Below are 20771 nucleotides of genomic sequence, written 5' to 3' on the forward strand. Positions count from 1 at the left end.
TACTAGCTAGCATTATAACTGAAATTAATAATATGTACAATAATCTTAAGCCTTTAAATTTTATAATTTTCTAATTATACTCATTACTTCATCCTCATTTAAGTATGGTTCACCTACTTTTATATAATCATTTATAATTTCGCGGTCTTGTGTATCTAAAATACTAACTCTAGCTAAATTTTTGGTGCCGTAAACTTCCCCATAATAATGAGGATCTAAAGCTTCTTTATATTTATGAGCTTGAGAAAACATAGACGGAGTGTACACTGATTTAAATTCTAAAACCAATAAAGGTTTATTAGAGTTTCCGTTAAATACCACTAGGTCCGGTCTAATAATACTATTTTCACGAGCATAAATTACAGAATACTCAGATTTAGGAATAAGGTTATTATTAGCGTTATTATTAGCTAAAATTCTAAAAAATTCTGCTCTTAAAAATCTCTCATATGTAGGAGCCCTAAATATTTCCTTAATTAGAGATTTTTTATTGACTGATTTGGAAGGATGATAAGTAGATATGCTATTTTCAAAAAATTCCCAGAAAGCGTCAATCATCTCATCATTAGAGAAAAACATCTTAAATTCGTCTTGTTTAGTCAGTTCGTCTATTATATTAAGGCTATAATAAATATTACTATAATAAACAATTACAGTATATTGTGGTTTTATAACATTAGAATACCTCAAAGACTGAGTATATGCTTTAGATCGACGTCCAGACGGTTTTTTCTTAAATTCTATTAGTAAGAAAGGACTGCAATATCCGTTCTCACAAATATAAGTAACTAAATCAGGTCTTTGATTATTTTGTAAAACTAATTCTGGTATCGTAACATTATCAATATTCTCGTCAAGTAGATATTCCACTATATCGGAATACCACGCATCTCTTATAGTGCTTTCACTAACTATAGTACTCATAATATCTTTTTATTATTGAAGTTTATAAACAAATCATCTAGAACGGATCAGTGTTTCTAGGAAATTTTTTGATTTAAGTCTTTTAGTACTTTACACATTTAACCAGGATTTAAATCATGAAATTCTCTTAAGGTTTCAAGCCCTCTAAGGATCTCTACAAACCGGCTTTCCAGGAAACGTATGGCGACGTTATACCTGGTTTCAAGCCCTCTAAGGATCTCTACAAACTAGGGGAAAATATGAAAAGAGAAGTAGAAATTGAGATATGTTTCAAGCCCTCTAAGGATCTCTACAAACAGAGTTCGGGGACGATGTCCTCCCCGTGATCATAGGTTTCAAGCCCTCTAAGGATCTCTACAAACGTATATAGACTGGAATCTTTGATATTCACAAAGATAGTTTCAAGCCCTCTAAGGATCTCTACAAACGTTTGCCATTATTTGCCAGGATTGTGCCTATGACAGTTTCAAGCCCTCTAAGGATCTCTACAAACTCGAAAATTTTCTGCATCAGATCAAGCGTATTAGTAAGTTTCAAGCCCTCTAAGGATCTCTACAAACTCTAATGTGGACAGAATTTCCAAAAAAGAAAACTGAGTTTCAAGCCCTCTAAGGATCTCTACAAACGAGAAAGTATATCTCAAGATGAAGACGCTATCTACGGTTTCAAGCCCTCTAAGGATCTCTACAAACTCTTATCGCCACTCTATTGACCGAAAGGTTTGAATTGGTTTCAAGCCCTCTAAGGATCTCTACAAACTTCGGCTGAAGGTTTGAAATCCCCATTAGTGTTCCTCTGTTTCAAGCCCTCTAAGGATCTCTACAAACACTACTTTGCATTATACTATATTCTTTCAGTATTTTAGTTTCAAGCCCTCTAAGGATCTCTACAAACAGAGTATGATGTAGCTCTTCAAAATGCTGACCAAGGTTTCAAGCCCTCTAAGGATCTCTACAAACATGTCAGCTCTTTCTATTCCCGTGATGGCTCTGAATGTGTTTCAAGCCCTCTAAGGATCTCTACAAACTATACCTGCTACGTTATCATCATGTGGTGCACTTTTGGTTTCAAGCCCTCTAAGGATCTCTACAAACAATGGAGAGGTTAGCTACCCCGCCCGATCAGTTACTCGTTTCAAGCCCTCTAAGGATCTCTACAAACAAATAATACCTGTACCTTATTTCCTTTATTTTACCATGTTTCAAGCCCTCTAAGGATCTCTACAAACTATAATCAGGTGCAAAAAATGGCGGAAGTAAAAGGTGTTTCAAGCCCTCTAAGGATCTCTACAAACCAGCAAGGAATGTCTAATAGTATACCGTTTTCCTGGCGTTTCAAGCCCTCTAAGGATCTCTACAAACCAATTCATATATCATCCATATTATTGTTATTACTGTGTTTCAAGCCCTCTAAGGATCTCTACAAACAGAAGTAGAATTCCCTTTACCTTCATACAATATCGAGTTTCAAGCCCTCTAAGGATCTCTACAAACCAATTCATATATCATCCATATTATTGTTATTACTGTGTTTCAAGCCCTCTAAGGATCTCTACAAACAGAAGTAGAATTCCCTTTACCTTCATACAATATCGAGTTTCAAGCCCTCTAAGGATCTCTACAAACCACTTTTATCAACTAGTGAAAGCCATTTACCTATCCGTTTCAAGCCCTCTAAGGATCTCTACAAACACGTTTGTTGCAAATAAAAATTGAAGATGAATGGAGTTTCAAGCCCTCTAAGGATCTCTACAAACACTCCAGGAGTTCCTGGAGGTGCTCCGCCAACGCCACCCGTTTCAAGCCCTCTAAGGATCTCTACAAACTACTACGTAAGTGTGGAAACCCGTGAGGGGCGTGAAAGTTTCAAGCCCTCTAAGGATCTCTACAAACCAGGACAGTGCAGAAGTCTACTTCATCGATACCAGGTTGTTTCAAGCCCTCTAAGGATCTCTACAAACCTAGAGAGGTCTCTTGTGTATACCATCGTTGGTTTGAGTTTCAAGCCCTCTAAGGATCTCTACAAACAAGAGCTTAGCCTCCTGATGACCGAAGGGAGGCTAGCGTTTCAAGCCCTCTAAGGATCTCTACAAACCATCGATACCACTAGTGGCGAAATTAGTCATACTAGTTTCAAGCCCTCTAAGGATCTCTACAAACTATACCTGCTACATTGTCATCATGTGGTGCACTTTTGGTTTCAAGCCCTCTAAGGATCTCTACAAACAACCTGAATGGACCTTCGCTTTACGGGACTCCATCGGAAGTTTCAAGCCCTCTAAGGATCTCTACAAACAAACAAATCCTTGAATTGTAGAAACTGCAGTTTGTAGTTTCAAGCCCTCTAAGGATCTCTACAAACAATCGGGGTGCGTTTCATGTCCCACATAAGTCAACTGTTTCAAGCCCTCTAAGGATCTCTACAAACATTCACGAGAGGCTCTATTTGTCCCTTAGAATTCATCAGGTTTCAAGCCCTCTAAGGATCTCTACAAACAGGAACCATGACATGTTCTCATACATATCATTGAGCTCTGTTTCAAGCCCTCTAAGGATCTCTACAAACAGAGCGTGGAGACGTCGAGAAGATTTACGAGAAGAGTTTCAAGCCCTCTAAGGATCTCTACAAACCGGAGCTGCAGCTTTCTTCATCCTTTTGTTGCTGGCAGGTTTCAAGCCCTCTAAGGATCTCTACAAACACCACGCTGTTGTGTACAAATTATCTGGAGCCATATACAGTTTCAAGCCCTCTAAGGATCTCTACAAACAGGGGGTCTGGGGGTCTCCCCCAGTGGGGGTGCACCAGTTTCAAGCCCTCTAAGGATCTCTACAAACAGAAGGAAATGAAATACTGGCAGGGATGACCATGAAGTTTCAAGCCCTCTAAGGATCTCTACAAACATGAGAGTAGAGACATGAGACGAGCGTAGTTAGTTAGAGTTTCAAGCCCTCTAAGGATCTCTACAAACCTCTCTGTCGTTTGGCGTAGCTTACGCTATACTTGAGGGTTTCAAGCCCTCTAAGGATCTCTACAAACAGAACTACCGCGTCCAATTGTAGAAACCCTTGGAGGGGGTTTCAAGCCCTCTAAGGATCTCTACAAACATTGAATGGGCAATTATACATGAACAGTGCTAGTAGTTGTTTCAAGCCCTCTAAGGATCTCTACAAACCCTGCTATACATTCAAGGTAAACCTTTTCGTCATCGTGTTTCAAGCCCTCTAAGGATCTCTACAAACACCTTTCTGCCTCTTTCTCCTTCCTCTTCTTCTTTCCAGTTTCAAGCCCTCTAAGGATCTCTACAAACCGGATTCTTTTGTTACGCCTTTGCCTGCGTTAGCTCTCAGTTTCAAGCCCTCTAAGGATCTCTACAAACTTTATTTTTCTCCTGATATTTCGGAACCGAAATATTGTTTCAAGCCCTCTAAGGATCTCTACAAACCCGCAATCCAAAGACGAATACCCTAATGTCGAATATGGGTTTCAAGCCCTCTAAGGATCTCTACAAACGGGTTAACATGCCCTTTTCTTCCTCGCTTAACCTCAAGTTTCAAGCCCTCTAAGGATCTCTACAAACTATTATATTTATCCACAACATCATGACGTTTCTTTGTTTCAAGCCCTCTAAGGATCTCTACAAACGAGTTAATTGGTAATGACAGTTGAAAAATTGAATTTGTTTCAAGCCCTCTAAGGATCTCTACAAACCCTGCTTACTATTACGTAAAATCTCCCTAAAAAACGTTTCTGTGAATTCGGCAGTGAAGCTGCCTCCTAAACTTACCTTTCACTGCCGAGGGAGTTTTACGTCAAAATTAATATGTTTTGAAAAACATATTTCCTTTTCCCTTTCACTGCCGAATTTTTGACTTCCTTCTACTATGTGAAAAAATTACTATATATTATAATATTTAAATAATTAACTAAAGTTAAAATTTACTTTTATTTACTCCCTTTAATCTCATAAAGATAGTTAATCTTGACATTTAGCTGGAGAAAGTTTGTGTCTAATATATAATAAAAATTTTTAAAATTAAATATATAACATATAAGAATATATCTATTATATTTTATAAATTTAAAACTTAAAAAAGAATTCTTATTTTAATTTAAACTTTATTAGATAAAAGGCTTAAAATTTTCTTTAAAAATTTTATTAAATGTATTTTCCTACCAGATGAGTGACTCATCAACGTCTTTAACGCGGTATCCAGTTAGCTTATCGTACTTTTCTTTAGGTGCTATATATAGCTCAAGCCTTTTATCAAAATCTAATTCAGGTTTTTCCCAAACTTTCACCGTGAACTCCTCCACTAAAGCTCTAGCTCTCTTTACCTCAGCTCTTCTTTTGTATCCTTCAAGTCCTAACGCATCTCTCAATTGCTTAAGTCTACTTTCAGCTTCGGAATTTTCCAAAACCAAAATTGAGTATTTAGGCTCTTCCTGAATTAGGGAAAAATTAACCTCATCGTAGTCTAGGAGTTTTATCCAATCCTTCCACTTTGTAAACTGATTAGGTAGATCCCTGGTTATCTCAAGCTCTTCATAATACATTTCCAATAATGATCTAAAGTCTTTTTCCTCTATTTGATTTCCTTTTTTGGAAGTTGTTATCATATATTTACTTAGGACTTTCTCAGCCACTTCCTCAGTTACATTTCCATACACTAAAGAGAAATCGCTTCTTTGCCTATCCTCTCTTTTAACCTTGACTACTGTGACCTTTCCTCCCAACTCTCCCAACTCTCCATTTCTATTACATCTTCCTGATGCCTGTATGACTGAATCTAGAGGTCCAAAGTCCCTATAAACTATGGGGAAACTAACGTCCACTCCTGCTTCCACAACTTGAGTTGTCACTAGAATGAAGTTTTCTTTCCTCTCCAACATTTCCTTAACTTCTTTTATCCTTTGAGCTCTGTCCCAAGGTGTAACATGAGTAGAAAGGAAGATTATTTTTCTCTTGTTTCGTTCTTCTTTTCCTTCCTTTATCTTCTCTTCTTTTTTCCGGCTTTTTCTATCTTTTTTATTCTCTTCTATCTCATTACTGGCTTCTCTCTGAAGTTCGCTCAACCTTTTAGCTACTTTTTCAGCTGATGCTATAGTGTTTAGCTCCACCATCACCGGCGTCGAGGCTGAGACTTGAAATATCTCCTCTGCAAGCTCCTCAGGTGTGACGAAGTTTTCTCTAAATTCTACCTTTACTCTGTTAGGCTCTTTTCCCCTTAATGGATCCATTACCTCTTGAGGCTGAATTAGTCGTGGCATTGTGGCTGTCATAAGGATGAAAGTGACGTTTAAGTTATCTGATACGTTTTTCAACGTCTCTTTTACTGCATGCCACTTTTCAGCAGGTATTGCTTGAACCTCGTCTAGGATCACCACCGAACTCACCAAACTGTGAAGCCTCTTCAAGTTAACGTTTCTATGGGAAAGCAACGTACTCATGAGGCCCTCGAATGTAGTTACTACCATTGGATAGTCCCAAGATTCTGCCATCATTAACTTGTCTTCAGCACTTCTATTCTCGTCGTCATCCTCAGGGAAGGCCATATGATGGAATTTCAGTATGTCTACTCCTGGGAAAACTTTGGTTGCAACCTCGTAGTTCTGTTCTACTATACTTATGAAAGGTAAGGAGTAAATTATCCTTTTACCTTCCTTTACGGCTTCCAAGATACCTGAGAGAGTTTTCCCAGTGCCGGTAGGGGAAATTATAGCCTTAATCTTACCTTTTGCGTCCCATCCCTTTACTGCATTATAAAGGTCATCCCTGAGAGATGCCATAGGAGAGGATCTTGAAAGACCAGCTCGAAATCTCTCAACATTTGACAGTGAGAGTAAGGAAAAGGAGGAAGAAGAGGAGAACACATTTCCCGATGCGCTGTGCTTATCTGCGTCTATTAAACAGGAGAAGAGAAGCTCCCCCTTGAGGAACTCCTCCCACGATCTTTCCTTGTCCATAATACGTCTTGTGACTTTCCAGGCTTCTTGGACCATTGAGATTACGTCTTTTAAAGCGTCCATATCAGGAGGATACTTCAGGGAAGACACTTCTCTCCGTACTTCGTCCACAAGGAGGGATTTAGCTTGTGGCTCCAGGCACTGGTTATCTCCATCTTTGAGAGAATCCCTCAATGTTCTCAACCATCTGCTCATATATTGTAACCCCACGAGTTTACCGTGATGGGACTTCACAGACGTCATTACAAGAAAAGATGAAAGGTCATCTAGTCCAAGCTTCCTTGCTGTGCTAAAGGCTATTAGAGCCGATATTGTAGAATGATCAGAACACTGGACTCTCTTACCTTGGAGATGTTGCTGAAAAAATGGGGTATACTTCCCAAGATCGTGGTGAGAGCCTGCAACGTATGCCTCAGTCTTCAGGTATTCTGGAGCTAGCTTTTCTGCTCCTTCCCCTACTTCTTTTAAGTGATCTATCAGGAACTTGTCTGGATGAGACTTAAATTTGGACATGTGATTAAGGGTTTAATTAGTATACATATATATGAATATTACGTTTACATGATCAACCTTGCATAAGTTTACGTCTTTTGTCCATTTTTATCTCACATATATATAAAAAAGTTATACATACATAAGCTGATATTATAAAGCTAAGACTTTTCCCTTTAGGTCCTTCATCGGCATAAAGACGATAGACTCCTCTAAAAACTGCAACACAATTCAAGAATTCATCATAATAATATTTTCTTATATCTATGTAGTTATATTCTAACTAAAACTTTTTCTCTCATTGTTAAACGATAGAATAGTTCAATTCCTTTTATAGTATATTTCTTCCTTCTTCCTTAGATTTTCCCATGGTTTTCCTCTTAAAGTTCTTCTTTGTAGGAGTAATGTAGAACATAACGCTATCCTCATCTTTTATTAACCTTCCTAGTTCAGCTTGTAAGAGCTCTAAGTTTCCATCGGTAATCTCACCCTCAAATACAGAACGTTGTACCCATATTAGATACTTCCTGCAAATTTTAAGGACTTTGGCTACTCTACTCTCATCAATGTCGTAAACTAATATTACATATACCACAATTAGTCTCTATCAAGTAAAATAAAAAAAGCATCTTATCGATGTGATTAATGAACCGATTTGAGAGCTACAAGAGAACGAATAAGAGAAAGAAAAAGCATACCCTTCGAATTTTAGAAAAAGAAAAGAACGCTTACAGCTGCTAAAGCTTAAAGAAAAACGAAGTTCTCCCCGTTACATGATATTCCTCTAACCTTCCCTTTGACCTTTAATTTTCCACCATCAATTTCCACCAAATACGAAGAAAGCTTTCCTGTGTGTCTACCCTCGTCGAATCTTCTAGGGACTAACTCTTCTATAGCTATCCTCATGTTTCTCAGCTCTGGCTTCATTTCAGAGGGGATCACTGACGATACTTCTCCATCAATTTCTTCCATTTCCTGGCACTCCAATTCCCTAAGTTCCTCCACCCAACCTAGCATGTTTGACGCGCCTAAAGCTATAGGAAATGCAGGTGATTTCAATGCATTTTTTATTTTCTCTATTTGTTTCTTCATTTCCTCAACGTTCTCTTTCATCAAGTTATTAGACGGAGATATTACTACACGATATCCGAGAAAGTCATCTCCAGACGGAAGGACGAACTCTCTCCCTGTTGGAACTCCTTGTTTGAGTCTTCTAAGGGACTTTTCGCTTACCTCGTCAGTGTCAAGATATGTCTCGCCGAACATTACCTTTCTAAGGCCGGTGATTGGGCTTACTGCAAAGTCGAACTTGTCCATGAATGAATAGTATGAGTCCCTTTCCATTCCCATTGTAGCCGCTATAATTCCCATAAGCGTAGTTCTAGGAGGGAAATAATATGATAGAGAGGTCGAATTAGTGAACACTTTCCTGAAGTGAGCCATTGCCCCCCTTAAATTGAAGGAGAGCGCCATCATCACTTATTACCTTGGTGGGGAAGTTTTTGTACCTTCGAAGGTAAACCTTCACAGAAGTTCTTAAACTCCTCGGAACACCTCACATAGGCTTTAACTACGTGCTCTGACCCCAATAGCTCCTTCAGTTTAGAAGTGTCAACATCTAGGTCTGAGAAGTCCCTCACCGCCTCTCCCTTTTCCTTTACGTGAACGAAACGTCTCAAATCTCCAGACATGAACTCGGGCTTAGAGTACTCAACCCTTACGTAGAGCAAGGGTCTCTGGCCAAGCTTGCTCCTGGTGACAGTCTCAGTTGTAATTGCGTTCCAAAGACCATCATCTAGAGTCTTCAAGTCCTCTTGAGTTGCTCCAGTAAATTCTGCTCTCTTGGCGCTAACTGCACCGTGAAACGCTATCATAGAGTAATAGACTCTGTAATCCTTTCCGATGTTACCATATCCAGTATCCCTGCCTGAGAAGAGGGAGGTAATGGAGCGTGAGTCAACCATATCAACTTTGTGCAAAGAATAACCCCAAGTGAACTGAACTGGACCGGTATAGGAAACAGAATCGCCTCTGCTTTTGTCCTTTCCCTTCAGGGGAATGGTGGCACCAAACAATCTAGCGTCTATGCATTGTTCTAATACGTTCTCTGGCTTTCCTCCTCTGATGCTATCAATCCTTGTTGTGGCATCGACGTTCTTACCCTCAATCTTAGTTACCCAGATAGCTTGCTCTCCTTCGTTAGCTATTATGTAATCCCTAAAGTACCTCTTCAATCTTACGTCAGTTACTAAGTTCCTCTTTGTCTTAGGATCCATCCTTGGCCTGTTCTCGTCGTCTGGATCTCCGTTAGGATTAGTTAGTTTAGCTTCATATATAAATAAAATCTCGGAATTATTCTGTATGTCAGTCTTCTTTTTGATTATATCTGCTTTTTCACTCATTTTCTATCTCCTCTTCTTTTATCTTACCTTGCTTTATAAAGTTAAGTGTTTTCCAAGAGTAGCCGGAAAGTAACCAAAAAACGTTCTCTTGAGGGGACGAAAGGGAGTCCCTGTCCTCATTGATTAAAGATAAAGCTTCTGCCAAAGTTGCCTCATTGTACTTGAGTATGCCGTAGTCCCTCAAGGATTCCATGAGACGATTAGCGTATACCTTCACGTCGGATTCGTCCATGCCTTCAAAGTCGATCCTGTCTAGGATTGCCTTCTTCTTGTCTCCTTTGCTGTACTGCGCAAGACCTACGGAAGCTGTCACAACGCCCAGGAGGAAAACTCCCTTTAAGCCCTTAGAAAGGCCTAATTTATCAACATATTCTTTAGCATCTAGCTCCAATTTACTGGACTCCATAACATTTAGTATCTTGAACATCATTATAAATCCTGTGGATAATGTAACAGCACTTTCAAACGGAATTCTAGAAAGTGCATTCTGACAAGTATTCGTCCTTATACACTTCAATTCCTGAAGGAAGTTGGAGAAAATATATCTTCTATCTAGAGAGTATCCTTCCATCAATGCACTAAAGACGTCCAGAAATGGAGTGGCTATGACTCCCCTAGTTGTTTCCTTTACAGGGGATAAAGCGTACAAGCTACGGACGTCGAGGTTCCTATCTGTCAGTTTTTGAGCGCTTATCAATTCTTTAATTTGCAATTTTTCCTCTACCTTATTTGAGGTTCTTTTAACCTCGTAAAGTCTGGGCATAGTTACATCGTAATTTACCTTGTAAACCATGAACTTTGACTGTTGCTTGTCACCCCATACCATGGAGACGCTGTAAACATAATCTCTGGCCTCGGCTTCATCCATTATCTCCTCTTCGGCTTTCTCCATGTCGTTTATTGAAACTATCCATCCACTTCCGTCCACCTTTATTCTATCTAGAATAATGGCGGGAGAGTCTGGAGAAAGGTTGGGAACAATGAAAACTGAGAGTTTTCCAACCCTTGCCTTAAGGTCGTTGGAGACGAAGCTTTCCCCAAGTTGCATCAGGTTCTTACAGTCGTTACAGACTGCGTGGGTCTTCAGCCTGAATTCATCTGAGTCCGTTATTCCGGAAGTGAAGCCCTTCTTGTCAGTGATGTACATCTTCAGTATGGTACCTCCAGGGTAATCTGGATTAGGCAGAGCCTCTTCATTACCGCACACCTGACATTTAACGCCTGAATTTACCTCGTGAGAACTCCCAAGAAGATAGTTGGTGTATTCGTCAAATTTCGCCAACTCGTGTCTTTTCCCACCTTCAACTACTACAATGGAGTATAGACCGCCGTCAAAGTATCCCTCTTTTTTCCACTCTTCAATTTTCTCTTGCTTCCATTTAGATGGATCGTACCATTGATCCACTTTTTTCAGGAGGTCTCCTACCTTAGGAATTGACTGTGCTGAATTGATGATCCTTTTATTTTCACGTGTTAGGTTACCGTCCTTATCGAAGCCAATTACATATTCTAAGTTGGTAGTTGTAACCCTATCCATAGGCTTATTTGCACTAGCGTTTCCTATGAACTTCCATTCATCAAAGGAGTTTTGAGTAATTTCCTTTTTCTCAAATTTAACATCCTTTTTATCATTATCAAAAATTACTAAATACATCTCTTTCGACTTAGTTTTAGGTCTTTTTATGGGAAGAGATGAGCTAGGATTATCGCTAGAGTTTCTTTTCAATTCACCGATTTTCTTGAGGGAATCAAACATGTATATATACCAATTTAACTGGTATGGTTTACATTAATAAGAATATACGTTCTATTTCCCTCTCTTCTATTCTGCATATCTCCATTTCATGCCCTCACTCTCTACATATATTCCATTGAAAACGTGGTGTCTTAATAATCCTTATCCTACCAAGGGAGAAGTAATGCCAACACCGGTGTTCTTAGACTGAAATGTAATAGCTGCTACAGGAGGATACGTATGTTCCGTCAATCTGATGACAGAGGAAACAGTATGGTATCTTAATAATCTAGCATGAGAAAGAGATCTCCACTGCCCGTCTTTTTATGTTAAGTTTCTTCATGTCCAAGTCTTTCATAATGATAAAGCTTTATTATTTCTAACTTGTAAACACGTTTAGCTAACTCGCTGCTATTGACATTTCCTTTACGTTTTCTATTGAGAGACATTCTTAATATATAATCTGGCCTAAATTCGTAAAATTCGAATTATTTCTTCATGTTTACTAACCGTCTACACCATATTTTTCATAAGTTAACGGGTATAGAGACTTTCCTAAGATAATCCATGCCAGCGTTCTAGTCCCTGGAAATGAGAAAAAGGGAAAAAGCAAAAAAGACCAGCAAGAATAACAAATAATAAGATAAATCTCAAATTCTCAGTTGATAAAATCATAAATAGCTAAATTCTCTATAAACAAATTTTCTGAATTATATTTTTATGAACTTAATAAACAAGATATTAGAACCAACTATGGCTTCATAATTGAGAGTTTAATCAAGGTAGACTTAAAACTACCTGATAAGAAACGGAGAATATTCCACATCTCCTGACAAATGCCTTTCAACCTTGTACAGTTCAGTTCTTATTACTCGAGAGTAAGACATCTTTTTCCTACCTACTGTAATCGTTGAGGAAAGCCTCTTATCCATTGATGAAATTACCTTTTTCAACCCTCCCTGAGTGAGCTTAAGTCCCCTAGTCATATCCTCGAAATCCTCCTTACCCATCTCCCTCCTCTTTGTCATGGATATCAACAGTCTATCCACAATTACTGGCCTGAAAATCTCCGCCACGTCCAAGTTAAGGGAAAATCTTCGAAAGTTTGTAGAGTGAAGGAAACCTATCCTTGGGTCCAAGTGTGTTTGGTAAACCTCGTCAAGCACTGAAGCGTAAAGTATGCTATTCATGAGACTCATTAAGGAGTTACCCATGTTCTCAGGAGGTCTTCTACTTCTCCTTATGAGCTTAAAGTCTTTTGGTAGAACGGAATCCAAACACGAGAAGTAGTAATTTCTGGCGTTACCCTCAACTCCCATAACTTCGTCTACGCTTTCAGCCTTTCCGAGCATATCATCCCTTAAGTACTCCCTTAACTTGGATGCTTCATCACCTCTTCCGTTCTCCCTTAACACAGTTGCCATGTTCTTCACAGCTCCCTCAACGAACTTCCTTGCCAGGGAGACCCTCTTGATAGGATCGTTGTAAGCCTCAGCTTGTTTTAGTAGCATGAAGCCTGAAGCGTTGAATAGGCGCGGGTAGAAAGTCCCTAGATAGCGCTTCCCGAAGAAATGAATTGGTATATGATTCTTTCCAAGAAACTGTAAAAATCTCTTGTTCATTCTCACCTCACCGAAAACATAAATCGAATTGATAGAAGTAATGGGTGAATACTTTGTTCCCTCTTTAGTCTCTAAAGCCAACGTGTTTTGTTTTCGCCTAAGGGTACCGTTGCTTGTAATGAATAATCTCTTCATGTAAAAAAGATGAGATTAGGAAGATAAAAAATATTATTATCATTATTAAAGAAGTGTTCATCTTACTACCTTTTTGCCGAATGATTGTAAGGAAATGATGCATGAATATAAAACGGACTAATACCTTCGAATAAGAAAATAAAAAAGTTTAGGAAAGACAAGGTGAAGGATTTAAAGAAATTAAGGAAGATAGATGAGAGTGAACTAAAATTGAAGTTGATATTTTATCACATTTAATTTAAGAGAAAGTAAGATATAGGTCATAATAAAGACTTCCTTTATTCGCAAACGGGTTTAAAAAAGGTTCAGACGCTACATTTATGAATTTGATGTTTAGATTAAGTTATTAATGTTAGTCTTCATTAAATACCTAATCAAGAAGACAATTTTTATAAAAATGATATTGAAGAATATTCAAAGTCGTAGCTTTTGCGAGAAATAAGAAGGTTCTTAAATTTATATGAAGGACGTGTTTAGTAAAAAATTTTCTCTTTCTTTCTTTTTTTTATATTATTGAAATATGGATGTTCTTTTCACTGTTTTGAGTTGAGACGTAAACGTCCACTCCTTTTAGTGTGAGGAAGTTGTTAAAGCCTCGTGAAATGAAGGTAATCTCTTATTTTAATCAAACTTTATAGAGAAAAAAATAGTCTATTTAACCCCAGCACAAATCCTTATAAGCACATTTCTTGCAGAACCTTATCCTCACTCTTTGAGGGGGAACTTCAGATGTTGCTATTCTTCTTACTTCTTCCAAGTCCTTTTTCACTTGATCCTCGTCCAACCTTACAATATACCTCTCATCCTTTTCAGGTACGAATACTTGTCCCTCACACTCTAATCCTACCTCCTTTAATCTAAATAAGTAATAATTTGTCTGTGCCATAGCTGACTCCAGATGCCTTGATGACGATTTGATCTCTACAACTGTCCTGTTTTCCTTTTTGTATGCATCAATTTTCATTCCTTCTAAGGAGAGAGGGATCTCATCACCGTAGATTTTATGTATAGCCCTGCCTTTCTCCAGTCTACGATGCCCCTCGAAGGGAGTCACGTGTCTCGCCATGTACCACACTTCTCTGGGACAAACTTTCAGATACCAAATTAAAGTTCCTGTGATTACAACATCTTGTTTCAGATAAATGGACATGTTAAAGCTCTGTTATTTTGTGATTTTAAATTTTTTCACATAGTAGAAGGAAGTCAAAAATTCGGCAGTGAAAGGGAAAAGGAAATATGTTTTTCAAAACATATTAATTTTGACGTAAAACTCCCTCGGCAGTGAAAGGTAAGTTTAGGAGGCAGCTTCACTGCCGAATTCACAGAAACGTTTTTTAGGGAGATTTTACGTAATAGTAAGCAGGGTTTGTAGAGATCCTTAGAGGGCTTGAAACGTCGTAAGTCTGTTTATGTTCAAGTTGTCTAAGTGTTTGTAGAGATCCTTAGAGGGCTTGAAACTCAGCTAACTCAGTTGAATGACGCTAACGTTTGTAGAGATCCTTAGAGGGCTTGAAACTACGTGACACGTAGCTGTTTGCATATGCTCATTATAGTGTTTGTAGAGATCCTTAGAGGGCTTGAAACCTCCCCAGTTTGTCGTTCTTTTGGCAGAGAATTCTAGTTTGTAGAGATCCTTAGAGGGCTTGAAACCTCTCGGTTTTTTCAGAAATATCTCTGAAGGAGATGGTTTGTAGAGATCCTTAGAGGGCTTGAAACGACGAAGATGAGATAGAAGTTTTGAGAGTGCTTTATGAGTTTGTAGAGATCCTTAGAGGGCTTGAAACCTTTTTTTCCTTCGTCCATAACCATTCATATTATTGTGTTTGTAGAGATCCTTAGAGGGCTTGAAACCCATTCAGTCGTTCCGTTTCGTTGAGGGTTGTGGACTGTTTGTAGAGATCCTTAGAGGGCTTGAAACCCAGATACATTTTTCCTTCCATTTTTGAACCCTCTAATGTTTGTAGAGATCCTTAGAGGGCTTGAAACTTAGACCGCTGGGTAATTTTCAGCATCTAAGCTTTTTGTTTGTAGAGATCCTTAGAGGGCTTGAAACATCGAAAAATATTCGAAAAAGATAATTTGGCATGAAGTTTGTAGAGATCCTTAGAGGGCTTGAAACACGACGTCCCCAGCCACAAGTTTAACCCAGTCTTCGTTTGTAGAGATCCTTAGAGGGCTTGAAACAATTGGGATTTTCCGGGGATCCCGCGGGTACTTTATTGTTTGTAGAGATCCTTAGAGGGCTTGAAACAAAATAAATGAAGCTCTGCAACTTCAACCTCTAATTCTGTTTGTAGAGATCCTTAGAGGGCTTGGAACATAGATAGGAACTAACTGAATCGGAAGGTGGATAACTTTTTGTAGAGATCCTTAGAGGGCTTGAAACTACCTACTGGACTGACAGGACAAGCTCTACGTATAGAGTTTGTAGAGATCCTTAGAGGGCTTGAAACAATAGTAACTTCAGATAATTCTACAGACGGTCTATTTGGTTTGTAGAGATCCTTAGAGGGCTTGAAACATTTTCCATTTTTTTCCTCATCTCATAACGACTTTTAGTTTGTAGAGATCCTTAGAGGGCTTGAAACTTTCTGCAGCAATGAAAAAAATTGAATTTTCTTTAGGGTTTGTAGAGATCCTTAGAGGGCTTGAAACACGAGCCCAGGATTTTGGACTGGGAGCTCACAGAGGGTGTTTGTAGAGATCCTTAGAGGGCTTGAAACACATATATTCTACCTATTTTACTAGGTAGAACCACAGAGTTTGTAGAGATCCTTAGAGGGCTTGAAACTAAGAGACGACGACCTCCTCACCCGAGGGGGGAAGGTTTGTAGAGATCCTTAGAGGGCTTGAACCTGGAATCCCTCTCCTGACCCTCTGTGAGCTCCCAGTCGTTTGTAGAGATCCTTAGAGGGCTTGAAACACAAACTCTCTTGGCAGTCATTGTTAGCAGAGAACCAAGCAGAGGTTTGTAGAGATCCTTAGAGGGCTTGAAACTACACTGTACAGCAAGACGATGCAAATCAACACACTGTTTGTAGAGATCCTTAGAGGGCTTGAAACTGGAGGTGCCAAAGATAGTCGAGTTTCAGGGCGAGAGTTTGTAGAGATCCTTAGAGGGCTTGAAACCCCTAGACTCCAGAGTCTCCCAGGCGGGGTGTGTTTTCGTTTGTAGAGATCCTTAGAGGGCTTGAAACGTTCTAGGTTTCTCAGACCACACCAAATGATCGCAGGTTTGTAGAGATCCTTAGAGGGCTTGAAACCGTAAAAAACAGTCGATATTCTCCCCTCCCCTGCAGTTTGTAGAGATCCTTAGAGGGCTTGAAACCCAGGGGACTTTAGCCTCTGATAGGTCAGCCAGGTGTGTTGTAGAGATCCAGAGGGCGCGTACAGTTATTAAAAATATTAGGATCCTTAGAGGGCTGAAAAAGAAAGATGTATTTAAAAGTGATGTTTGTAGAGATCCTTAGAGGGCTTGAAAATAGTTTATAATCAGTGTGTTTTTTGTTTGTCTTTGGTGCGTGTTGGTTGTAGTGAGGGCTTGAGAGACGCTAGAGGTGGCCTGTAGAGGAATATTGTTTTTTTATTTATATAAGTTTTAGTAGGAGATTGAGTCCAGCTGGATTTCATTCAGGGCGGGGCCTAATCGGTTGAGAAAAATAGAGATTTTAGATCCTAGAGGGCGAAGTTCCTGGGGTTCAAAAATATAAAGTCAGAGGGCCTAAAATTAGGAATGGTCCTTAGAGGGCTTGAAACTAAATCTTTCTCTGTGTCTCTACCCTGGTATCACTATGTTTGTAGAGATCCTTAGAGGGCTTGAAACTCATGTTCCGTATCGATGTAACAACTCCCATTACGGAGAGTTTGTAGAGATCCTTAGAGGGCTTGAAACCAATTTGTTTCAGTTGTTCCTCGTTTATCTCTATCTCGTTTAAGATCTAAGGGCAACTTTTTTTATTTCCTTGATTACCTAATTTGTAGAGATCCTTAGAGGGCTTGAAAACTTGAATAACCGATAAGAAACTCTAAATTTTGTAGAGATCCTAGAGGCTTAATTGGCTCTTCCCTCCCTTCCAGAGTCAGAGTTGTTTGATTAAAGAATAAAGAGCTTCCCATATGATTTGTTTGTAGAGATCCTTAGAGGGCTTGAAACACGCCCCAACGGGGACGGGGAAAACAATGATGGCACTTGTTTGTAGAGATCCTTAGAGGGCTTGAAACGCTTTTTAGCTCCGTCGCATAAGGATCATCGGTCTAAGCGCATATTCAAACCAATCTAAGTTAGAGATCCTAGAGGGCGAATATATGATATACTCCCCCCCAAAAAACAAGACTATCTTTTGAGATCCTAGAGGGGAACCCCCAAATATAAAGAAAAACCAGAGTAGATCCTAAAAATTACTTTGTAGAGATCCTTAGAGGGCTTGAAACTCTCCGTTGCCGTCATCAGAGAGAAGAAAGACGTCGACGTTTGTAGAGATCCTTAGAGGGCTTGAAACATAAGGACATGAAAGAACGTGAACTACCCCGTCCGTGTTTGTAGAGATCCTTAGAGGGCTTGAAACACCCCCTAAGATAAAAGAGATAGCTTTCTTGTATCCAGTTTGTAGAAATCCTTAGAGGGCTTGAAACCGGTGATACCAACGCAAAATCGAGGAGAAAGTTTTAGTTTGTAGAAATCCTTAGAGGGCTTGAAACCCAGTATCAAGTTCTTATTATATCCGGTTTTCTCCAGTTTGTAGAAATCCTTAGAGGGCTTGAAACTAGAAGATCCTCCGTTGAAACTACCGATTGGGTTCGGTTTGTAGAAATCCTTAGAGGGCTTGAAACCTAGGATCCCTACTCTCTTCCCTTTCTGAAAAGTTTGTAGAGATCCTTAGAGGGCTTGAAACTGTATTTTTCTTTTTTCTCATCTAGTTTTCCTTTCATGTTTGTAGAAATCCTTAGAGGGCTTGAAACGTATATAAAGAGAAATACTACGTTACACTTAAAATCTGGTTTGTAGAAATCCTTAGAGGGCTTGAAACAAGCCACCACGAAAGTGGTGGCTACAGCCAAAATTTCGTTTGTAGAAATCCTTAGAGGGCTTGAAACTATTCAAAGTCCTTACGGTAATCCCCAGGCTCTCTGAGATGTTTGTAGAAATCCTTAGAGGGCTTGAAACGGTGAGACAGAATGAGTGATCTAGAATATATCAAACAGTTTGTAGAGATCCTTAGAGGGCTTGAAACTTTAATACTTTGGCATAAGGCTTTGTTCTAATACTAGTTTGTAGAGATCCTTAGAGGGCTTGAAACGAAAAGGAAAAGAACCAGAAACCTCTCCTTCTCGAAAGTTTGTAGAGATCCTTAGAGGGCTTGAAACAATTTCATGTTTTTCATTCTTGCCTCACCTTAGACAAGTTTGTAGAGATCCTTAGAGGGCTTGAAACGAACATGTACCCACATACTCATTTTTGAAATACCCATGTTTGTAGAGATCCTTAGAGGGCTTGAAACAAACCAATTCAATTCTAATATCTGCGTGTTTAGGCATGTTTGTAGAGATCCTTAGAGGGCTTGAAACCTGCTTATGTTCGTATGGGCGATGTACCTAGCTGAGTTTGTAGACATCCTTAGAGGGCTTGAAACAAATTTTCAGGCAAAGAAAGGAGATAATTTAAAGCTGTTTGTAGAGATCCTTAGAGGGCTTGAAACACCCACTTTTCAGGATAAAAACTGCGAGTTTCAACTTGTTTGTAGAGATCCTTAGAGGGCTTGAAACTGAATATGCAGTTCAGAGAATTGTTAGACAGTTCTGTTTGTAGAGATCCTTAGAGGGCTTGAAACACGCTCAAGCTTGTTCCGCAGAGAGTGTTCACTAAATGTTTGTAGAGATCCTTAGAGGGCTTGAAACTTTAAAATGGTGTCGTCAATAATATCAACATCGCGAAGTTTGTAGAGATCCTTAGAGGGCTTGAAACTTTCATCGTCCCTTTCTTCGTGAACGCCCTACCACGTTTGTAGAGATCCTTAGAGGGCTTGAAACGGAAATTCTTCCCATTTCATATGTTGACAGTCCTTTAGTTTGTAGAGATCCTTAGAGGGCTTGAAACTATGATCTAAAAGAAAAGAAAATGGTTGTATCGATAAGTTTGTAGAGATCCTTAGAGGGCTTGAAACCAAATCATTTTTTCATCGTCATACACAATAATCTGCCCAGTTTGTAGAGATCCTTAGAGGGCTTGAAACATAAAAAAATAGAAATAACTTTACCAACAGTCTTCTAGTTTGTAGAGATCCTTAGAGGGCTTGAAACCAAATCATTTTTTCATCGTCATACACAATAATCTGCCCAGTTTGTAGAGATCCTTAGAGGGCTTGAAACATAAAAAAATAGAAATAACTTTACCAACAGTCTTCTAGTTTGTAGAGATCCTTAGAGGGCTTGAAACAGTTTCCTAGGGGGAAGCCTATCTAGTGCTCTTCTTCTGTTTGTAGAGATCCTTAGAGGGCTTGAAACGCCTACATACATTACCAACTCTCTGTCGAAGGACCTAGTTTGTAGAGATCCTTAGAGGGCTTGAAACAGAAGCTCTGGAAATTCAATGTTTCCGTCGTTAGTGGTTTGTAGAGATCCTTAGAGGGCTTGAAACAGAGAAATCTATCTCTATCGGGACTACGTCCTCATCGTTTGTAGAGATCCTTAGAGGGCTTGAAACTCGAAATATTTCATAAATAAAAAATAGAAAGAAGAAAAGGGTTTGTAGAAATCCTTAGAGGGCTTGAAACTCAGAAAAGGACCAGGGAATGAGATAGGCCTCTAAGATGGGTTTGTAGAAATCCTTAGAGGGCTTGAAACTGAGAAAGGGGCGAAGGATAGAGAAAGAACCGCCAAGTTTGTAGAAATCCTTAGAGGGCTTGAAACAAGAATCTGTATTTGTAATTGCGGGGGCAATACCCCCAGTTTGTAGAAATCCTTAGAGGGCTTGAAACACGTAGTCGTCGCTGAACATCGTCCCGCTCATCATCGTTTGTAGAAATCCTTAGAGGGCTTGAAACGAGACCTCCTCCATGATTTGCGGGATCTCCAATTCCATACTATTGCTCAGGAATACGACTACTGCATCTCCCTTCCAGAAGCCTTGCTTTACCTGAGTAAATGATGATATTTCCTGTCCATTCACATAAATAGGATATCCCTTATCATAATGACTGAAGGAGTAACCGGAAAGTATAGTACCGGTGTAGTTAACTTCAGTATAAACTACGCTCATGTTAGATTGTCCTTCATAAGTGAGAACCCAATATTCCCCCTTCACGTTAACTTTAGTATGTATTGAGGCTGAATTTAAGGCTGTCCCATTAACGAAAAGAATACCGGATGGATAGAATCCCTTCACCGCTGGAGCTAAAGATAAATTGTACTCCTCCTGCATAGGTAAAGAAAGTGCGTGTAACGCTCCTTCGTAAAGGATACCCGTTCCTTTGTAAACTGAAATACATAAGTTAGTAGAAC

At 39.2% G+C, this 20771-nt stretch carries 8 protein-coding genes and 3 CRISPR repeat arrays; all 8 genes read right to left on the reverse strand.

From position 1 onward, the window contains the following. Nucleotides 1-60: 60 nt before the first annotated feature. Nucleotides 61-924: a hypothetical protein gene (locus RQ359_RS06185; protein WP_457921265.1), complete on the reverse strand. Its 864-nt coding sequence runs from the start codon at nt 922-924 to the stop codon at nt 61-63. A gap of 132 nt (nt 925-1056) precedes the next feature. Beyond that, nucleotides 1057-4632: direct repeats of the CRISPR family, unit length 30 nt; unit sequence GTTTCAAGCCCTCTAAGGATCTCTACAAAC. 462 nt (nt 4633-5094) lie between these two features. Then, nucleotides 5095-7401 carry a CRISPR-associated helicase Cas3' gene (cas3, locus tag RQ359_RS06190; protein WP_156017405.1) on the reverse strand — a complete coding sequence of 769 codons (2307 nt, stop codon included), beginning with the start codon at nt 7399-7401 and terminating at the stop codon, nt 5095-5097. 310 nt (nt 7402-7711) lie between these two features. Next, nucleotides 7712-7975 (reverse strand): CRISPR-associated endonuclease Cas2, encoded by a 264-nt coding sequence (cas2, locus tag RQ359_RS06195; RefSeq protein WP_054839124.1) that lies wholly within the window; start codon nt 7973-7975, stop codon nt 7712-7714. Nucleotides 7976-8124: 149 nt separating this feature from the next. Continuing rightward, entirely contained in the window at nt 8125-8856 is a 732-nt protein-coding gene (cas5, locus tag RQ359_RS06200; RefSeq protein WP_156017402.1) for a CRISPR-associated protein Cas5, read from the reverse strand. Next, a complete protein-coding gene (gene cas7b, locus RQ359_RS06205; protein ID WP_054839127.1) occupies nt 8856-9782 on the reverse strand; it encodes a type I-B CRISPR-associated protein Cas7/Csh2 in 927 nt (308 codons plus the stop codon). Before cas7b ends, cas5 begins: the two co-directional genes overlap by 1 nt. Beyond that, nucleotides 9775-11538, reverse strand: coding sequence for a TM1802 family CRISPR-associated protein (locus tag RQ359_RS06210; RefSeq protein ID WP_156017399.1), 1764 nt, complete (start codon nt 11536-11538; stop codon nt 9775-9777). The genes cas7b and RQ359_RS06210 overlap by 8 nt, the downstream gene beginning before the upstream one ends. Nucleotides 11539-12311: 773 nt before the next feature. Further along, entirely contained in the window at nt 12312-13274 is a 963-nt protein-coding gene (gene cas1b, locus RQ359_RS06215; protein WP_083477029.1) for a type I-B CRISPR-associated endonuclease Cas1b, read from the reverse strand. A 655-nt stretch (nt 13275-13929) separates the two neighbouring features. Then, on the reverse strand, nt 13930-14424 hold the full coding sequence (locus RQ359_RS06220) for a CRISPR-associated protein Cas4 (RefSeq protein ID WP_156017397.1): 495 nt from the start codon (nt 14422-14424) through the stop codon (nt 13930-13932). Nucleotides 14425-14638: 214 nt separating this feature from the next. Beyond that, nucleotides 14639-16603: direct repeats of the CRISPR family, unit length 30 nt; unit sequence GTTTGTAGAGATCCTTAGAGGGCTTGAAAC. Nucleotides 16604-17675: 1072 nt separating this feature from the next. Further along, nucleotides 17676-20314: a CRISPR direct-repeat array (repeat unit 30 nt; unit sequence GTTTGTAGAGATCCTTAGAGGGCTTGAAAC). Nucleotides 20315-20771 lie beyond the last annotated feature (457 nt).

Origin of the sequence: Sulfuracidifex metallicus DSM 6482 = JCM 9184 (assembly GCA_032834875.1) — an archaeon.
GTDB classification, from domain to species: domain Archaea; phylum Thermoproteota; class Thermoprotei_A; order Sulfolobales; family Sulfolobaceae; genus Sulfuracidifex; species Sulfuracidifex metallicus.